Here is a 15,754-nt window from a genome sequence, read left to right on the forward strand (position 1 = left end):
TCGACAACCCTCGGGACAAGCCCAGGGGTGACGCGGTGAGGTGTAGCTCGCGCGCGCCTACCCCTGCCCCACCAGCGCCAGCCAATCATCCTCGCTGATCACCTCGATACCGAGGTCGGTGGCGGTCTTGAGCTTTGAGCCCGCGCCGGGGCCCGCCACCACCAGGTTGGTCTTCTTCGAGACCGAGCCCGAGACCTTGGCGCCCAGGGCCTCGGCCTGGGCCTTGGCCTCGTCGCGGGTCATCTTTTCCAAAGCGCCGGTGAAGACGATGGTCTTGCCGGCCACGGCGGTGTCGGTCTTGGGGCGCTCAGCAGCCTGCACCTGAAGCTCGGCCAGCAGATGATCGACCATGGCCCGGTTGTGATCCTCGCCGAAGAACTCGGCGATCATGCGGGCGGCCACCGGCCCCACCCCATCCACCGCCGCCAGCTCGCCGAAATCCTCGCCGGGCCGCTGGGCGGACGCCGCCGAGGCGGCCGCCGCAAAGGTCGCCCAGTCGCCGAAGCGCCGCTCCAGCGCCTCCCTGGCCGTCTTGTTGAGCTTGGGAATGCTGGCCTTCAGCCGGGTGTCGAACCCGGCGTCCGCAGGGACCAGCACCTCATGCGGGGCTGTCGCCCAGGCCAGGATCGCCTCCAGGGCCGTGGGGCCGACCCCGTCCAGTTGGGCGAAGATCTCGTGGCCATCGCCGGGGCGCTGGGCGGCGGCGGCGCGGGCGGCGGCCAGGAAGGCGTCCACGGTCTCGAAGTGGCGCGCCAGGGCCAGGGACGTGGTCTCCCCGATGTGGCGCACGCCAAGCCCATAGATGAAACGGTCCAGCGGGATGTTCCGCTTGGCGTCGATGCCGGCCTTCAGATTGGTGACGCTGGTCTCGCCATAGCCCTCGGTGGCCCGCAGCTCATCCAGCTTGGCCTCATCCCGGGCCAGGCGGAAGATGTCGGCCGGCGCCTTGACCCAGCCCTTGTCGAAGAAGGCCTGGAGCTGCTTTTCCCCCAGCCCCTCGATGTCGAAGGCCCGGCGGGAGACAAAGTGCTTCAGGTGCTCGATGCGCTGGAACGGGCAGGCCAGCTCGCCGGTGCAGCGACGGACCACCGTCTCGGCGCCCGAGGCCGTGGTCTCCCGGGCCAGCGGCGTCTTCAGCGGACAGGGACAGGTATCGGGGAAGACGTAGGGCTCGGCGCCCTTGGGCCGTTCCTCCAGCACCGGTCCCACCACCTGGGGAATCACGTCGCCGGCGCGCTGGACGATGACCGTGTCGCCGATGCGCACGTCCTTGCGGGCGATCTCGTCGGCATTGTGCAGGGTGGCGTTCTCCACAACCACGCCGCCTACGGTCACGGGCGCAAGCCGCGCCACCGGCGTCACAGCGCCGGTGCGCCCCACCTGCAGGTCGATGGCGTTCAGCACCGTACGCGCCTGCTCGGCCGGAAACTTGCGGGCGATGGCCCAGCGGGGCGAACGCGAGACGAAGCCCAGCCGCTGCTGCCAGTCCAGCCGATCGACCTTGTAGACCACGCCGTCGATGTCGAAGCCCAGGCGGGGCCGCAGCCCCTCCATCTCGCGATAGGCGTCGAGCAGACCCTGCGCCCCCTCGACCCGGCGCGACTGGGGATTGGTCTGAAAGCCCCAGGCCTTCAGGGCCTCCAGCGCCGCCCACTGGGTTTCGGCGAAGGGCGCGCTGACCAGACCCCAGGCATAGGCGAAGAAGCGCAAGGGCCGCTGGGCGCTGATCTTGGGGTCGATCTGCCTCAGCGATCCGGCCGCGGCGTTGCGAGGATTGGCGTAGGTCTTCTGGCCCGCCGCCTCGGCTGCGGCGTTCAGGGCCTTGAAGCCCTCATGCTCCAGATAGACCTCGCCGCGAACCTCGATGACCTCGGGCCAGCCTGAACCGGCCAGGCGCTCGGGGATGTCGGCGAGCGTCCGTAGATTGGCGGTGACATCCTCGCCCACCTTGCCGTCGCCGCGGGTGGCGCCGCGGACGAGCCGGCCCTTCTCGTAGCGGATCGAGGCCGACAGGCCGTCGATCTTGGGCTCGGCGGTATAGGCGATCGGGCTGTCGTCCAGACGCAGGAACCGGCGCACCCGCCCCTCGAACTCGACGGCCTCCTCATCGGAAAAGGCGTTGTCGAGGCTGAGCATGGGTACGCCATGCTCGACCGGCGAGAACTGGGCCGAGGCCGCCGCGCCCACCTTCAGGCTGGGGGAGTTCTCACGGACCAGGTCGGGAAACACCGCCTCGATCTCGGCGTTTCGGCGTTTCAGCCGGTCATATTCGGCGTCGGAGACGCTCGGCGCATCGTCCTGATAATAGGCGATATCGTGGGCGGCCATGGTGTCGGCCAGCCAGGTCAGCTCTTCGGCGGCCTCGGCCTCGGTGAGGTCGGCGGCCGGCTTGGAGGCGGGAAACTCAGGCATCCATCAAGGCCCTGGCGGCGGCGCGCGCCGCATCGGTGATCTGGGCGCCGGCCAGCATGCGGGCGATCTCTTCTTCACGGTCGGTCAGGGACAGCACCTCGACGGCGGTCCGGACCGTCTCGGCGCTCGTGGCCTTGGAGATCCGCCAGTGGGCGTCGGCGCGGGCGGCCACCTGCGGGCTGTGGGTGACCACCAGAACCTGGGCGTCGGCAGCCAGGCGCCGCAGGCGCAGCCCCACCGCGTCGGCCACCGCGCCGCCCACCCCCTGGTCGACCTCATCGAAGATCATCAGCGGCTGGGCGCCCGTCGCCCGGCCGGCCAGGGCCGCCTTGAGCGCGAGCGCCAGACGGGCAAGCTCGCCGCCCGAGGCGATCTGGCCCAGCTCCCCGAACGGCGCCCCGGGATTGGTGGAGATTTCGAAGGCCACCCGGTCCTGCCCCTGGGGGCCGGCCTTTTCCGGCGCCAAGGCCTCGACCGTGGCGCGGAAGCGGGCCTTGTCCAGCTTCAGCGGGCCAAGCTCCGACATCACCGCCTGGGCCAGGCGCTCGCCGGCCGCGCGACGCTGGTCGCTGAGATCTTCCGCGGCGGCGAGATAGTCGGCGCGGGCCGCGGCCAGGGCGGCTTCAGCCGCCTTCAGGTCCTCGCCAGAGGTCTCGGCGGCCCGCAGCCGTTCGGCGAAGCGGACCCGTAGAATGGGCAGCTCCTCGACGCTGACATTGAGCTTGCGCGCCATGCCGCGCAGTTCGAACAGCCGCTCCTCGGTCTTTTCCAGCCGGTCGGGATCGAAGTCGAAGGCCTCGGCCGCGCCGTCGATGGCGGCCTCGGCCTCCTGGGCCTCCACCAGGGCGCGGTCGATGGCGCTGGTGGCCGCGGCCAGCCGCGTCACTGTGGGGCCGGTTTCCGCCGCGCCCGCATGGACGGCGCGCTCGCGGGCGCGATCCAGGGCGCGGACGGCCTGGGCCATGCGGGGCGACAGACCGTCAAAGGCTTCGCGGGCCGAGGCGATGTCGGAGAGCGCCTTCTCGGCGGCGCCCAGCATGGCGCGGCTTTCGGCGAGGTCAGCCTCCTCCCCTTCCCGGGGTTCGAGGCGGTCGAGCTCGGCCAGACGGAGCGTAAGCTCCTCCATCTCGGCGGCGGCCTGATCGGCGGCGGCGGCGAGGTCGTCACGGTGGGCCTGGGCCGCGCGCCAGGCCTTCCACAGCGTCGCGACCTTGGCCAGGGGGCCGCCAAGCTGGCCGAAGGCGTCCAGCAGGCCTCGATGGGTGCGGGTGTCGAGCAGGCCGACCGTCTCGTGCTGGCCGTGGACCTCCATCAGGAGGGCGCCCAGTTCCCGCAGCACCCCGACGCTGGTGGCCTGGTCATTGACGAAGGCGCGGCTGCGGCCGTCGGCGCTGACCGTGCGGCGCAGGACGAGATCTTCGCTGGGATCGTAGGCGAGGCCTTTTTCGTCCAGCAGCGCCCAGGCGGGGTGCTCGGGGGCTGGCGCGAACAGGGCCGTGGCCTGGGCCAGGGACGCGCCCTGGCGCACGAGCGCAGCCTCGGCCCGCGCGCCGGTGGCCAAGCCCAGGGCGTCGAGGATGATCGACTTGCCCGCCCCCGTCTCCCCGGTCAGGGCGGTAAGCCCCGGCCCGATGGGCAGGTCGAGCGCCTCGATCAACACCACGTCGCGGATCCACAGTCCGATCAGCATGGGGCGCAAGATTGCTTGGAATCGCCGCGGGCGAAAGCCCGTTCGTTCGCCTTAGGTTCTATTGGCTTTCCGGAGGACGCAGGGTGGCGTCCTTGTCACGCTCCAGATCCTCTGAATCGCTACCGCCGCCGACGAAGGGCAGCCGCGACCACAGGCTACGCTGTTCGGACGACGCCGGGGCATTGGCCGGGCGAAGGCCGCGGCTGGTCAGCAGGTTATAGGCGTCGCGATACCAGACCGAGCCGGGATAGTTGAAGCCGAGGACCGCGCCGTTGCGCTTGGCCTCCTCGTTGAGGCCGAGCGTCAGATAGGCCTCGACCAGGCGATAGAGGGCTTCCGGCGTGTGGCTGGTGGTCTCATAGCGCTCGACCACCGTATTGAACCGGCCAATGCCGGCCAGGGTGTCGTTGTTGCGCAGATAGTAGCGGCCGACCGTCATTTCCTTGCCGGCCAGCTGGTCGCGGACCATGTCGATCTTCAGGCGGGCGTCCTTGGCGTACTCGCTGTCAGGGTAGCGCTGGACCACCTCCTGCAGGGCGTTCAGCGCCTGGCCGGTGGCGGCCTGGTCACGGCCGACGTCGACGATCTGTTCGAAGTAGCAGATGGCCTTCAGGTAATAGGCGTAGACCGCCGCCGGATTGCCCGGCGCCTGCGACAGGAAACGGTCGGCGCTGGAGATCGCCTCGGCGTAGTCATTGGCCTGATACTGCGCATAGGCGGTCATCAGGATCGAACGACGGGCCCAGACCGAATAGGGGTGCTGGCGCTCCACTTCGGCGAAATAGTCCACGGCCTGGTTCCACAGACCACGATCCAGCCGGTTGGCGCCGGTGTTGTAGAGCAGCTCGACCGGGCGCTCTTCATAGGCCAGCTGAGGCCGATCTTCACGTCCAGCACAGGCCCCAAGGACCAGGGTGGCGAGAACCGTCGCAACGGCAGGACCCCGAAGGGAATTGTGAAGCAGAGACACCTTCACCTCAAAAGGACCAAGCGCGCCCCCGCGCCGAGCCACCGCTTCTACACCACGCGGGCGATGGCGCAAACGGAAGGTCAGACCGCCAGGGCCAGCTCCGGGGCGAAGGTGCGGATGCGCCAGGCGTTCGGCTGTTCGGTCAGGGCGCGAACGAGCTGGTTGTTGATGCCATGGCCAGCCAGACGGCCTTCGAAACGGCCAATGATCGGGGCGCCGAGCACATAGAGGTCGCCGATGGCGTCCAGCGCCTTGTGGCGCACGAATTCGTCCGGCCGGCGCAGGCCTTCGGGATTGAGAATGCGGTCGCCTTCGATGACCACGGCGTTCTCCAGCGAGCCGCCGCGGGCCAGGCCCATGGCGCGCAGGGCCTCGACCTCGTGGGCGAAGCCGAAGGTCCGGCAATTGGCGAGCTCGGTCCGGAAGGCGGCTTCGTCCATCACCAGATCCACCGCCTGACGGCCGATGACCGGCGAATCGAACGCGATCTCAAAGGCCACTTCGAACTGGTCGCAAGGCAGCAGGCGCGCGCTCTTGTCGCCGTCGATCACCTCGATGGGCGCCAGGATTTCGATATAGCGGCGCGGCGCTTCCTGCTGGCGGCGGCCAGCCTGGTCGAGGATCTGGACGAAGGGCTCGGACGAGCCGTCCATGATCGGCATCTCGGGGCCGTCCAGTTCGACCACGGCGTTGTCCACGCCCAGGGTGGCGAAGGCGGCCATCAGGTGCTCGATGGTCGAGACGGTGACGCCGGCGGCGTTGCCGATGACGGTGCCCAACTGGGTCTTGCAGACAGCCTCGGCCGACGCCGCGATGCGGTTGTCCTGGTCAGCGACATCGGTGCGAACAAAGACAATGCCCGTATCGACCGGCGCAGGCCGGACCGCCACGCGGACATGGGCGCCGGTATGCACGCCGATCCCGGCGAAGATGGCCGGGCCCAGCACGGTGTGCTGGAGCGCGTGAGCGGAATTGGCGATGGCTGCGGACACGAACTGAAACCTTCCTGGCCAGACTTTGACGAGCGGCTCACACAACCGCGAATGGCCCCATTGACCGGATAGTTCCTGTGCTGCGGCGCCGCAAGACAAGTCCTGTTTCCGAATGTTTCGCCTTAAGATCGAGGCGAATTCTTGTTCTAATTCCGGCGCTTATCTTGTCGCCGCCGGACGTCGGCATGGCTCAATAAAAGACGGCCGGCTCCGTGGGGAGCCGGCCGTCCGCCGATGGTCTGCGATGAGCTCGCTGGGCTAGTTGGCCAGGCGACGCAGGAAGGATGGGATTTCCAGGTCTTCGCCCGCGTCACGATCGGGATCGACGGCCTCGGCCGGCTGGGCGCCGCCACGGCTGGCGGGAGCCTGGCGGCTGATCGGGGCCGGCGTCGGCGCCGGGGCCGGGGCGTCATAGCGGGGACGGCCGCCGAACAGGCTCAGAAAGCCGCTCTTCTGCCGGCGATCATCAGCGAAGCTGTGGTCGGCGAACAGGGGCTCGTCACCCTCTTCGGCCGCCATGGGATCGACGATGCGGGTGATCGGGCGCTGAACGGGCGGCGGCTCGGGCGCGGCGTAAAGATCGGCCTGCTCGGTCTCGTCCTCATAGGCGCGGGCCTGCGGCTCAGGGGCGCGGGCCTGCGGCTCAGGGGCGCGGACCTGAGGCGCGGGCTGCGCCGGGGCCACATAGACCTGGGGCGCAGGTTCGGCCGCCCGCGGCGCGGGCGCGGGTTCGGGCGCATAGGCGGCCGGCGCGGGGCGCGGCTCATAGGTCGGCTGCGGCGCGGCCTGACGGACCGGCTCGGCCTGACGGACGGGCTCGGGCTGCCGGGCGACCGGCGGCGGAGGCGGCGCACGGCGGGTTTCGATCTTGGGCTCGATGGCGGCGATGGAGGCGCCGTCCATGCCGGTGGCCACCACCGAGACGCGGATCATGCCGTCCAGCGACGGATCGAAGGCCGCGCCGAAGATGATGTTGGCCTCGGGGTCGACCTGCTCGGAAATGGCGTTGGCGGCCTCGTCGACCTCCAGCAGCGTCATGTCCAGGCCGCCGGTGACATTGACCAGCACTGCCTTGGCGCCCTTGAGCGACACCTCGTCCAGCAGCGGGTTCTGGATGGCGTTCTGGGCGGCCATCAGGGCGCGGTCGTCGCCGGAGGCTTCGCCGGTGCCCATCATCGCCTTGCCCATCTCGGTCATCACCGTGCGGACGTCGGCGAAGTCGAGATTGATCAGGCCCGGCAGCACCATCAGGTCGGTGATGGAGCGGACGCCGGAATGCAGCACCTGGTCGGCCATGCCGAAGGCTTCGGAGAAGGTGGTGCGCTCGTTGGCGACCCGGAACAGATTCTGGTTCGGGATGACGATCAGGGTGTCCACATAGCGCTGCAGCTCGGCGATGCCGGAGTCGGCCAGGCGCATGCGGTGGCGGCCTTCGAAGTGGAAGGGCTTGGTGACCACGCCGACGGTCAGGATGCCGCGCTCACGGGCGCACTTGGCGATGATCGGCGCAGCCCCGGTGCCGGTGCCGCCGCCCATGCCGGCGGTGATGAAGATCATGTGGGCGCCGTCGAGGTGCTCGCCGATCTCGGGGATGGATTCCTCGGCCGCGCTCATGCCGACCTCAGGGTGGGCGCCAGCGCCCAAGCCTTGCGTGACCGTGGCCCCCAGCTGGATGCGGCGGTCGGTCTTGGAGAAGGCCAACTGCTGAGCGTCGGTGTTGGCGACCACGAACTCCACGCCTTCGAGATGGGCCTCGATCATGTTGTTCACGGCGTTTCCGCCAGCGCCGCCGACTCCAAACACCACAATACGCGGCTTCAGCTCGGTCTCGCGCGGCGCCGTCAGTGCAATAGCCATAGGACCCTGTGTCCTCCGCAAATCTGTTGAAGCGCACGCGACCCGCCCGCGAAGCGCTCCGATTGGGATGCGGTTAACTAAGCGACCATCATCCTTAATCGAACGTAAACCGCTTACATTGAGTCGGTGATACGTCGACCTACACGACCCGCATTTTTTGGTTGTGGAATAAGGCTTAAGGCCAAAATCTGGCCATCGGTCACGGGGACGCCGCCGCAGGGCTGCGACGGCGTGGCGCATGCATTAGCCAAGATTCCGTCGCTGCGCCTAACCTTGACCGCAGCGAATCTAGTCTTGGCCCTAAAGATTTTCCCGCAGCCAGGCCGCGGCCTTGGTCACAGGATTGGCGCGAGGGTCCAGACTTTCCCGGCGATTGCGGGCGCCGGAGGCGTTTTTCGCCGAGACGGCTTCCCGCGGACCGAAGGCTGCGCGGTGCAGCACGCCGGCCGCCGCGCAGAAGGCCGGACCCGAGGCCGCGTCGGCCAGGTGCGGCACCCGGCGCGGACGACCCAGGCGCACCGGGCGGTCGAACACGCGCACGGCCACTTCGCGCACGCCGGCCAACTGGCTGGCGCCGCCGGTCAGGACCAGGCTCGCCCCGGCCTCCACCGGCGCGCCCGAGGCCTTGAGGCGGTCGCGGAGCAGTTCCAGGGTCTCTTCCACCCGCGGGGCGATGATGCCCTTGAGCAGGGAGCGCGGGGCGATGACCGGGCCTGCGCCGGGGTCGTCGCCCCGAGGCGGCGCCTCGATCATCTCGCGGTCTTCGTTGGCCGAGGCGATGGCCGAGCCGTGCAGGGTCTTGATGCGTTCGGCCCCGGCCATGGAGGTCGAAAGCCCCCGGGCGATGTCGGCCGTCACGTGCTGGCCGCCCACGGGCAGGGTTTCGACATGCACGAGGCTGCCGGCGGTGAACACCGCCGCCGAGGTCGAACCGCCGCCCATGTCGATGCACACGGCGCCCAGGTCCATCTCGTCCTCCTCCAGGGCCGCCAGGGCCGAGGCGAAGGGCGCGGCGACGACGCCTTCAAACTGCAGGTGCGCCCGCTCCACGCAGGCGCCGAGGGTCTGGTAGGCGGTCTCGCTCACCGAGACCACCAGCAGCTCCACCGCCAGGCTGCGGCCGAACATGGCGCGGGGATCGCGCACGCCGCTCTGGCCATCCACACGCCAGGCGATGGGCAGGATATGAGCCGCCCGGCGGTCGGGCAGCTTGACCTGCGCCAGGGCCGCATGAATGGCCCGCACCAGGTCATGGTCGGAGATCGGCCGGGCGCCGAGGGAGACGCGGCCGGAGATGCGGTGGCTCTTGAGCTGGCCGCCGGCCATGGCCACGGTCACGCCCTGGACGTTGACCCCAGCCACGTTCTCGGCCCGCTCCACAGCCTGGGCGATGGCGTCAGAGGCCTCGTCCAGATTGACGATGGCCCCGCCGCGAATGCCGCGGGACTGGACATAGCCGACCCCCGCCGCCGTCAGCGTCCGATCAGCCCGACGCACCCCTTCCGGCTTCATGATGAAGCAGGAGACCTTGGAAGCGCCCAGGTCCACAGCCGCCACCAGAGGCTGACGCCCCAGCGCCGCCTTCAGGCTGTCGCGACTGCTGTTCTTTTCGACCGTTTTGGTCCCGAACGGCACGGTTCTTCCTTCCACCACCTAGGCGCCGTCAGCGACCAGACCGCCGGAGCGGACCTGGTCGCGCGGACGCACCGCCACCATCGTCGGATCGCGCAGGTCGATCCGTGCAAAGCCCAGCTCGAGTATCCGAGAGCGCTGGTCGAGCTGTTCCAGCTGAATAAGGGCCGCTTCTTCGTCGACCGCCGGAAGTTGAACGAGAGATCCGTCCTTGAGCCGCAGGTCCCAGCGCCGGTCGTCGACCCGCACCAGGGCCTCCACCCGGCTCATCAGCCGCGGGCGCGCCGCGATCCTCGGCAGGATCGCCGCCGCGTGCTGATCGGCGCCCTGGCCGACCACCAGGGGCAGGTTGGCCGCTCGCAAGGGATTGGCCTCAGGGATGACCTGGCCCTCGGCGTCGATGACCCGGCTGGACCCATTGTGCTGCCAGACCGCCAGTTGCCGACGCTCGGAAATGGCGATGATCAGGGTGTCGGGCAGAAGCCGCACGATGCGGGCCTCCTCGACCCAGCCCACGGCTTCGACCCGGGCGCGCAGCGCCTCCAGGTCCAGGCCGAGAACCGGCTGATCCTTGTAGACGCCGGCCGCGGCCAGGATGTCGGCGGTGGCGGCCGGCGAGGCGCCCTGGACGTGGACGGCGTTGAGGCGGAAGCCGAGGCCGGCGAACTGCCGGCCAAGGGCGGCCTGGGTTCCCTGGCCGATCTTCTCGGCGCGATCGCCGGTGGACAGGGCCACGACCAGGGTCAGGGCCAGCACGCCGCCAGCCGCGATCAAGGCGTGCCCGGGGGACAGGCCAAGGCCGCGGACCGCGCCCAGCTTGCCCGGCGCGTAGGCCGGCTGAGCCTTGGACGCGCCGCGGGTCTTTCGGGGACTGGAGGGCGCTTTGGCCCGGGGCTTCGCCTTAGTCTGCGCTCCCCCCCGCAATGCCGCGGGCATAGGCGTCCTCCGTAATCCAATGCACCAGTTGGTCGAAATCCACCCCGAGCTTGGCCGCCTGCTCTGGCACGAGCGAAGTGGGCGTCATCCCGGGCTGGGTATTGACCTCCAAGAGGACCAGAATGTCGTTAATGTCGTCATAACGAAGATCAGACCGGGTCACCCCGCGACAACCCAGGGCTGCGTGCGCCCGCTCACTCAGTTCCATCGCCTTTTCAAATACATGCGGTGGAATCTGGGCGGGGATCACGTGGTCTGAGCCCCCCTCCCCGTACTTGGCCTCATAGTCATAGAACCCCGTCCTGGGCACGATGTCGGTCACCGTCATCGCCTTTCCGGCCATTACGCCGCAGGCGAGCTCTTTTCCCCGGATATAGGGCTCGATCATCACCTCCTCGCCGAAGGTCCAGCTCGGCGCCACGAGCTCCTGCGGCGGCCGATTCGCACCTTCGAAGACCAGGAAGACGCCGACGGACGATCCCTGGGCGTTGGGCTTGACCACATAGGGGGGCGCCATGACGTGGTCGGCGGCGGCCTCGAACCGGTTGAACAGCCCGCCGCCCGGCACGGTCACGCCGGCCGCAGCCAGGACGGCCTTGGCCTTGGCCTTGTCCATGGCGAGCGCCGAGGCCAGGACGCCGGAATGGGTGTAGGGCAGGCCCAGGGTTTCGAGCACGCCCTGGACGCAGCCGTCCTCGCCCCACTCTCCGTGCAGGGCGTTGAAACAGACATCGGGCTTCAGCTCGGCCAGCCGCTGGGCCACGTCGCGGCCGGCGTCCACGCGGGTCACCCGGGCGCCCAGGCGCTCCAGGGCGTCAGCGCAGGCCGCGCCGGAAACCAGGCTGACCTCCCGCTCGGGCGAGAGGCCGCCCAGCAGGACAGCGACGTGTTTACCGGCGACGGAAAAGGCCATGGGCGTCTCGTATTACGGAAGGTCCAGGCCTCCCCCTTCGGCGGCCAGGGCCGGCGCGTCAAGCGCCCTCGCCTCCTCAGATCACCGGCGACGGGGCGGTCAGTACGGCGTCCGAGGCCGCCTCTGCCTCCCGCTCTCCCCGCGACAGCAGCCAGTACATGACCGGCGTCGCCACCCGCGACAGGAAGGTCGAGGTGACCAGTCCGCCCATGATGGCGATGGCCAGCGGCGAGTAGAGGCCTGAGCCTTCCAGGGCCAGCGGCGTCAGGCCCGCAATGGCCGTCACCGAGGTCAGCAGCACCGGCAGGAATCGCACCTCGCCGGCCCGTTCGATGGCGGCGCGCAGGGGTACGCCGGTGCGGCGGAGCTGTTCGGTGAAGTCCACCAGCAGGATGGAGTTTTTGATCTCGATCCCGATCAGGGCGATCATGCCGATGGTGGCCGTGAACGACATGGAGTTGCCTGTCAGCCAGAGGGCCGCGACGGCGCCGAACAGGCCGAGCGGGATGATACCGGCCACCACCAGGGCGGTCTTGAACTTGCCGAACTCCAGCACGAGCACGGCCAGGATGCCGAAGACGGCGATCATCACCGCAGCCCCCAGACCTGCAAAGCTCTCCGACTGGGCCTCGGCCTGGCCGCCCAGGGACAGGCCGTAGCCCGGCGGCAGGGCGATCGCCTCATCCAGCCGCGCCTGGACATCGGCGGTCACCTTCGAGGTCAGATAGCCCGTGCTGACATAGGCGGTGACGGTGACCGTCCGCAGCCGGTCCACCCGGTCGATCCGCGCCGGGCTGGAGGTGAGCGCCGGGCTCGCCACCGCGCCCATGGGCACGTTCTGGCCCGTGGTGGTGGGCAGGTAGATCCCGTCCAGGGCCGCCAGTTCGTTGCGCCCCTCCATGGGCAGGCGGACATTGACCGCATAGTCGTCGCCGTCGGCGTCGCGATAGCGGGCCACAGGCTCGCCCGACAGGGCCAGGCGGGTGATGCGGCGGCCTGCGCCGGCGGGCACGCCCAGCGCCGCCGCCTTCGCCTCGTCCAGGCCAAGATCGAGGTCGGTGCGGTCCAGGCGCATGGGATTGGCGACGTCGCGGGCGCCGGGCGTCGCCTTCAGCACCGCCTCGGTCTGGGCCGCCAGGGCCTTGAGAACGCTGAGGTCCTGGCCCTGCAGGCGAACGGCGATGGGCGCCTCGATGGGCGGGCCGTTCTCGAACACGATTACGCGGATCTTCGCGCCCGGATAGAGGTCGAAGTCCTGGCGCAGACGATCCAGCAGCTCGGGGCTCTCCCCCGGCTCCCAGGCGCCCAGCGAGGCGTAGACCTCGGCATAGTTGGGCTGCGGCTCGGCCTGGTTCACATTGTAGAAGATCTGGGGATTGCCGCGGCCGAGGTTGCCCGCGCGCCAGACGACAGCCTCTTCCTGGGCCAGGCGGGCCTCCACATAGCGCAGGGCCTCATCGGTCTTGGCCATCGAGGTCCCCTGCTGGGTTTCGATGCGGACGATGAACTGCGGCGTCTCGGCGGCCGGGAACAGGGATGAGCCGATGGCCCCCAGCATCGGGATGGTGGTGGCGCAGATGGCCAGGATGATCGCCAGCGCCGCCCACGGCCGCGCCAGGGCCCGGTGCAGGATCGGCGTATAGAAGCGGTGGATCGCCCCATTGATCGTCCGCAGGATCGCATTGCCTTCCGGGTCCTCGTGCCGCGACAGGATGCGGCTGGCCAGGAAGGGGATCACCGTCAGCGAGACCAGGAGCGAGGCGCCCACCGTCGTCAGCACCGCCACGGGCAATGAGCGGATATAGGCGCCCGCCCCTTCCGGCAGGAACATCAGCGGCAGGAAGGCCAGCATCAGGGTGGCGGTGCAGCCCAGCACGGCCATGGAAATCTGCCGCGTGCCGTTGATCGCCGCGGTAGTCCGGTCCTCGCCGGCCCTGAGGCGCCGCGCGATATTCTCGGTCACCACGATGGAGTCATCCACCAGCAGGCCAAGGCTGAGCACGAAGCCGGCGATGGCCAGCTGGTTCAGAGTGAAGCCCAGCCCCTGCATCACCGACAGGCCGATCAGCAGCGACAGCGGGATCGACATCATCACCACTACGCCGGCCCGGAAGCCCAGGGGCAGCAGGGTGATCAGCACCAGGGTCAGCGCCAGGCCGAAGTCGCGGAACAGGCGGTTAAGCCGGTGCTTCACATTCTCCGACTGCTGGAAGCCGCGCTCCAGCTTCACCCCCGACGGCAGGGTCTTTTCGAACTCGTCCAGGGCGGCGTTGACGCCTGCGGTCAGCTTGGCGACATCGGCGCCGTCCTTCTGCTTGACGGTGACGAACAGGGCGCGCGCGCCATTGAAGCGCGTCAGATGGGTGGCCTCGGCCTGGGACCAGTCCACCTGGGCCACGTCCTGCACCCGCACGACCCTGCCATCCACCGAGCGCACCGGCGTCTGGCGGATGGCGTCCAGGTCGCGGAAGGCGCCGCCGGCCTTGACGTTGAACCGGCGGTCGCCCGCATGGACCGCGCCGATGGGCGCCTCGGCCCCAGCCGCGGCCAGGGCGTCGGCGACGGCGGTGGCTGGCAATTGAAGGGCTGCAAGCCTGGGCAGGTCCAGGGCCACCTGAACCTCGGACGGCGGCGCGCCCCAGTACTCGGCCTGGCGCACCCCCGGCGCCCGGGCCAGGCGTTCGCGCAGACGCTCGGCCACCTTTTCCAGGCGGCGCATGGGCAGGTGCTCGCTGACCAGGGCCACCTGGACCACCGCGACCTCGGTGGTGCGCGCACGGCGCACCTCCAGCAGGGCGAGTCCGTCCGGCAGGGTCGGGCGCAGGGCGTTCACCTCGCGCACCACCTCGTCATACTTGCGATCGGTGTCGACGCTCCAGTCGAACTCCACCTGGACCACGGCCGAGCCGTCCTGGCTGGTGGAGCGGATCTCGCCCACATCGTCGAGGCCGTCGAGGGCGTCCTCCAGCGGGTCGGCGATGAGCTGCTCCATCTCGGTGGGCTCGGCGCCGGGCAGGACGGCGCGGACCACCATCACCGGGATCGGAAAGTGGGGATCCTCGGACCGGGGCGTGCTGAAGAAGGCGTTCAGGCCCAGCATGGTCAGCAGCGCAAACGCCACCAGGGTGAACTGCCAGCGGCGGACGGCGAAGCCGGCGGGATCGAAGGTCATTGGCCGAAACTCTTGGGCGCCGCGCTCCGGGGCGCCGTCTTTTGAGCGCTGGCCACCAGGGCGGTGGGGTCGACCACCTGCACCTTGTCGCCGTCGCCGACGAAGCCGCCGCCTGCGGTGATCACCCGCGCCCCCGGCGCCAGGCCGCGGATCAGGGCGTCGTCCCCGTCAAAGCCGCCGAACTCCACCGCCGTGCGCCGCGCCACGCCATTATCCAGGCGCAGGACGAAGGCGCGGCCATTGTCGGCCTCCTGGATCGCCTCGGCCGGGGCGCGGGAATAGCCGGCGTCGCCACCCTGACTGGCTGCGCCGGCGATCATAGCGGTGGCCACCTGGCCGCTGCGCAGACCTGGCGCTGCGGCGATCTCGATCTCGACATCCACCGTGCCGGTGGACGCCCCGCTCTCGCCGCCGATCAGGATCACCCGGCCCGGCAGGGTCTGGCCGCCCACGCGCACCTCGGCCGAGGCGCCCATGACGATGCGGCTCGCCTGACTGTCGGGAACCGGCGCGCGCAGCACGAGAGGCGAGCCGGCGTCAGCGACGGTGACCACCGCCTGGCCGGCCTGGACCACCTGCCCCGCCGCCATGGTGCGCGACAGGACGACGCCCGCGGCCGGCGCCGTCAGGGTCGCCCAGCGGCGGTCGAAGGCGGCCGACGCATAGGCCGCCTCAGCGGCGGCCAGCGCGCTCTGGCGGTCGTCGACCCGCTGGCGGCTGACAAAGCCCTTGTCGAACAGGGCCTGGTCACGCTCCAGGTCCCGGCGGGCGCGATCGAGCTCCACCTGGGCCCGCTGGCGTCCGGCCTCCACCGTCGTCGGATCCAGGCGCGCAATGACTTGGCCGGCGCGGACGATGTCCCCCTCGTCCACGGTGAGTTCGGTGATGACGCCAGGCACACGGAACGACAACTGCGCCTCCCGCTGCCGGGCCAGGGCGCCGGTGGCGGTGATCTGCGACGCCCCGCTGGGATCGCGCACCGCCACCGCCTCCACCGCCGGCAAGGGCGCCGTCGCCGCCTCAGGATCGGCGCCCCCGCAGGCGGCGAGCAATCCTGCGACCCCCAGCCCCAAATACGCCCTCGCCCAAGTCACGCGCATGGCTCACCCCATCCCTTTGGAGGGGCGATCTAAACAGTGTTAGCTTACGATGTAAACAGGAACGGCATTTGAGGAGAGCA

The 15,754-nt window shown here is 69.8% G+C and carries 10 protein-coding genes; all 10 read right to left on the reverse strand.

Annotation, left to right across the window (positions count from 1 at the left end; all coding sequences use genetic code 11):
- Positions 1-57 precede the first annotated feature (57 nt).
- A complete protein-coding gene (gene ligA, locus Q8L83_RS15675; RefSeq protein ID WP_305288537.1) occupies positions 58-2,412 on the reverse strand; it encodes an NAD-dependent DNA ligase LigA in 2,355 nt (784 codons plus the stop codon).
- A complete protein-coding gene (gene recN, locus Q8L83_RS15680) occupies positions 2,405-4,102 on the reverse strand; it encodes a DNA repair protein RecN (protein ID WP_305288539.1) in 1,698 nt (565 codons plus the stop codon). The genes ligA and recN overlap by 8 nt, the downstream gene beginning before the upstream one ends.
- Before the next feature lie 58 nt (positions 4,103-4,160).
- Positions 4,161-5,066, reverse strand: coding sequence for an outer membrane protein assembly factor BamD (locus Q8L83_RS15685; RefSeq protein WP_305288595.1), 906 nt, complete (start codon positions 5,064-5,066; stop codon positions 4,161-4,163).
- Between the two features lie 86 nt (positions 5,067-5,152).
- Positions 5,153-6,052 (reverse strand): UDP-3-O-acyl-N-acetylglucosamine deacetylase, encoded by a 900-nt coding sequence (gene lpxC / locus Q8L83_RS15690; RefSeq protein ID WP_305288596.1) that lies wholly within the window; start codon positions 6,050-6,052, stop codon positions 5,153-5,155.
- A 270-nt stretch (positions 6,053-6,322) separates the two neighbouring features.
- Complete coding sequence (gene ftsZ / locus Q8L83_RS15695) at positions 6,323-7,921, reverse strand: cell division protein FtsZ (RefSeq protein WP_305288541.1); 1,599 nt, start codon at positions 7,919-7,921, stop codon at positions 6,323-6,325.
- A 300-nt stretch (positions 7,922-8,221) separates the two neighbouring features.
- On the reverse strand, positions 8,222-9,556 hold the full coding sequence (gene ftsA, locus Q8L83_RS15700) for a cell division protein FtsA (RefSeq protein ID WP_305288543.1): 1,335 nt from the start codon (positions 9,554-9,556) through the stop codon (positions 8,222-8,224).
- An 18-nt stretch (positions 9,557-9,574) separates the two neighbouring features.
- Positions 9,575-10,489, reverse strand: a complete 915-nt coding sequence (locus Q8L83_RS15705; RefSeq protein ID WP_305288545.1) for a cell division protein FtsQ/DivIB — start codon at positions 10,487-10,489, stop codon at positions 9,575-9,577.
- A complete protein-coding gene (locus Q8L83_RS15710; RefSeq protein ID WP_305288548.1) occupies positions 10,455-11,402 on the reverse strand; it encodes a D-alanine--D-alanine ligase in 948 nt (315 codons plus the stop codon). The genes Q8L83_RS15705 and Q8L83_RS15710 overlap by 35 nt, the downstream gene beginning before the upstream one ends.
- A 76-nt stretch (positions 11,403-11,478) precedes the next feature.
- Complete coding sequence (locus tag Q8L83_RS15715) at positions 11,479-14,574, reverse strand: efflux RND transporter permease subunit (RefSeq protein ID WP_305288550.1); 3,096 nt, start codon at positions 14,572-14,574, stop codon at positions 11,479-11,481.
- Positions 14,571-15,626 (reverse strand): efflux RND transporter periplasmic adaptor subunit, encoded by a 1,056-nt coding sequence (locus tag Q8L83_RS15720; protein ID WP_305288553.1) that lies wholly within the window; start codon positions 15,624-15,626, stop codon positions 14,571-14,573. Before Q8L83_RS15720 ends, Q8L83_RS15715 begins: the two co-directional genes overlap by 4 nt.
- Positions 15,627-15,754: the final 128 nt, after the last annotated feature.

It is taken from the genome of Phenylobacterium sp. (assembly GCF_030680185.1).
Lineage (GTDB): Bacteria > Pseudomonadota > Alphaproteobacteria > Caulobacterales > Caulobacteraceae > Phenylobacterium.

Excerpts from the sequence above, each read along its gene's own strand:
- Q8L83_RS15705 (WP_305288545.1), bottom strand. The coding sequence starts at position 10,489 with ATGCCCGCGGCATTGCGGGGGGGAGCGCAGACTAAGGCGAAGCCCCGG.
- ligA (WP_305288537.1), bottom strand. The coding sequence starts at position 2,412 with ATGCCTGAGTTTCCCGCCTCCAAGCCGGCCGCCGACCTCACCGAGGCC.
- ftsZ (WP_305288541.1), bottom strand. The coding sequence starts at position 7,921 with ATGGCTATTGCACTGACGGCGCCGCGCGAGACCGAGCTGAAGCCGCGT.
- Q8L83_RS15710 (WP_305288548.1), bottom strand. The coding sequence starts at position 11,402 with ATGGCCTTTTCCGTCGCCGGTAAACACGTCGCTGTCCTGCTGGGCGGC.
- Q8L83_RS15715 (WP_305288550.1), bottom strand. The coding sequence starts at position 14,574 with ATGACCTTCGATCCCGCCGGCTTCGCCGTCCGCCGCTGGCAGTTCACC.
- recN (WP_305288539.1), bottom strand. The coding sequence starts at position 4,102 with ATGCTGATCGGACTGTGGATCCGCGACGTGGTGTTGATCGAGGCGCTC.